Consider the following 2,635-nt stretch of genomic DNA (forward strand, 5'->3'; position numbering starts at 1 on the left):
GTGGGTTCGTCCAGGAACAAAATCTCGGGATCGAGCGCCAGCGCCCGGGCGAGCGCGACGCGCTTGATCATGCCGCCTGACAACTCCGACGGATATTTCCGATAGACGTCCGGCTTCAGGCCGACCATTTCCAGCTTGGTGATCGCCATCTCGGTCATGAGGCGATCCGAAAGATCGAGATATTCGTGGATCGGAAATTCGACGTTTTGGCCGGCGGTCAGCGAGGAGAACAACGCACCTTGCTGAAAGAGGATGCCCCAGCGCCGCTCGATCCCCTGCCTTTGATCCTCATCAGCCTGATCGAGGTCGACATCGAGCACTTCGATGCGTCCCTGCCGCTTTGGCAGCAATCCGATAATCGTGCGCAACAAGACCGACTTGCCCGCGCCAGAGGCGCCGACGAAGCCGAGGATCTCGCCGTGATACACGTCAAGATTGACCCCGTTGAGAACCCGATGCGCCTTCAGGTCGACAACCAGATCGCGCACGCGGATGACGGTTTCTGCCGGAGCGTTTGCCATCGGCTACATTCCGATCGAAGCGAAGAACATGGCGAACATGCCGTCGAGCACGATGACGAGGAAGATCGACTTGACCACCGAATTGGTTGTCTGCTCGCCGAGCGACTCGGCGCTGCCTTGCACCTGCAGCCCTTCGACACAGGCGACAACGCCGATGACCAGAGCCATGAACGGAGCCTTGAGGATCCCGACTTCGAACGTCTCGACCGTGATCGCTTCTTGCAGCCGCGACAGAAATACCGGCGGCTCGATGCCCCCGTAGGCCCAGGCCACCACGCCGCCTCCATAAAGCGCGGCCATCGAGCCGAGAAAGGTTAGGACCGGCACCGCAATAACGAGCGCGACGATGCGCGGGAGAATCAGCACTTCGACGGGGTCGAAACCCATCGTGCGCAAGGCATCGACCTCCTCGCGCATTTTCATCGCGCCGAGCTCGGCGGTGTAGGAGCTGCCGGAACGGCCGGCCACCATGATGCAGACAATCAGCACGCCGACTTCGCGCAGCACCAGCACGCCAACCATATCGATGACGTAGATGTCGGCGCCGAATTTGCGGAAATGGAAGATGCCCTGCTGGGCGAGGATGGCGCCGATTAGAACGGTAATCAGCAGAATGATCGGCACCGCATGCCAGCACACGCGCTCGAGATGGTTGATCATCGATGTGAGGCGGAAGGTCCACGGGCGCACCGCCACCCGCTTAGCCGCGACCATCAGCGCCCCGATCATCTGCGCCAGCATGACAAAGTCGCCGCCAGCTCCCGCCATGTTCCGGCCGACGCTCTCCAAGGTTGCGATGATGGAGTTCTGCTTTGGCGGCTCGGGCGTCAGCTTGTGGGTCCCGGCATGGACCTTTTCGAACAGACCGCGATAGTCGTCGTGCAGGCCGATCAGTCTGGTCTCGCATCCCTGGCTGGTCCAGGTGCGCATCGCGCGTTCCAGAAGCCAGGCGCCGAAGGTGTCGAGCCGGTCGATCCGCGCCACGTCGATGGCGATTCTGCGCACTTGCGAATTGGTGCGGGTCGCAGCGTCGACCTGCGGCTCAAGCGTGCGCGCATGCTCGGCCGTCCACGATCCGGCGGCGGCAAGATCGAGGCCCTCGCCGCGTGATTGGCCGCTGATCAAGGTCCCTGCCGTCACAATGCCGCTCCTTCGTCGATGCAAAAGCGTGCCGAATGCTTGTGCAAGGCCCTTTTCGGGCCGGAATATTCAGCAGACCGCCGATGAGTCAGGACGAGTAAGCCGGTGGAAGCGTTACCGCGGAACTCTGCGGTTGCGCCGCTGGTCGATCGGCAAGCAAGGGCCATGATCCACGGCCATATCTCGCGCAAATTGTTGCCCGCCCGATGTCCTCCACGCACCTCAACATTTAAGTTAACAAATTGGTAAGAATCTTAAATGCCGTTTAACTCTTAAGGTTAACGAAAGGTTAATGTCAAATTCGCCAACGGCGCGCGCACCATCGCTGTGTGCCGCACCCGGGCGAGGCAGCACACCGCAGCATTTAAGACGTGAATGGCTAATTCGATGATGTTCCGGTGCCGTCTATCGCGCCGCGTCTGCGCTGCGAGCGGTGCGGATATCGTGGCCCAAGGTACAATCCGCCGCGAGCCTGTCATTGCCATCGAGTCCAGCCCGCCTATGGCTTCCTGGTTACCCCACCGTCTGTTATCGTCCACGCCGTTTCGGGGTTTGTCTGGGGAATGTCGACATATGCCTGTCATTCTGACTACGAAGGCCAGGACGCGAATAAGCATCCAAGTCGCTGTTGTGCTGGGTTGCTTAGGTGCCGGCAGCGCATTTGCTCCTTTGGCAGCATTTGAGATACCCCAGGAACGAAGTGCGGCGACTTACCTTGGCGCGCTTACCGAGGGGAATAACTATCACGTCGCCGCAAGAGTGCGCAGCGATGGAAATATGCTCATTTTTGTAGTCGACACTAAATACGGTAAATTCCAAGTAGATGGTATCGAACTCACAAAAGTATTTATCCAGGAACTCACGGCACTCGATGAGCTCGAAAAGATTTCGCAATCTGATACTTTTGCGAAATCGCTCGGACGCTCGGCAACTGCACCAATCCGTTACGGCGCCAATCTCATCGTCAACCCCGT

At 59.3% G+C, this 2,635-nt stretch carries 3 protein-coding genes; 1 reads left to right on the forward strand and 2 read right to left on the reverse strand.

The genetic code is table 11. The features are described from left to right. Positions 1 to 521, reverse strand: a 521-nt coding sequence (locus QZ213_RS27020; RefSeq protein ID WP_291689104.1) for an ATP-binding cassette domain-containing protein, incomplete at its 3' end; no start/stop codon positions are given. Between the two features lie 3 nt (positions 522 to 524). Then, positions 525 to 1,661, reverse strand: a complete 1,137-nt coding sequence (locus QZ213_RS27025) for an MlaE family lipid ABC transporter permease subunit (protein ID WP_291689105.1) — start codon at positions 1,659 to 1,661, stop codon at positions 525 to 527. Positions 1,662 to 2,234: 573 nt separating this feature from the next. Between QZ213_RS27025 and QZ213_RS27030 the strand changes: the two genes are divergently transcribed. Continuing rightward, positions 2,235 to 2,635: hypothetical protein (locus tag QZ213_RS27030; RefSeq protein WP_291689106.1), on the forward strand; the 401-nt coding region annotated here is incomplete at its 3' end.

This window comes from Bradyrhizobium sp., assembly GCF_017881085.1.
Lineage (GTDB): Bacteria > Pseudomonadota > Alphaproteobacteria > Rhizobiales > Xanthobacteraceae > Bradyrhizobium.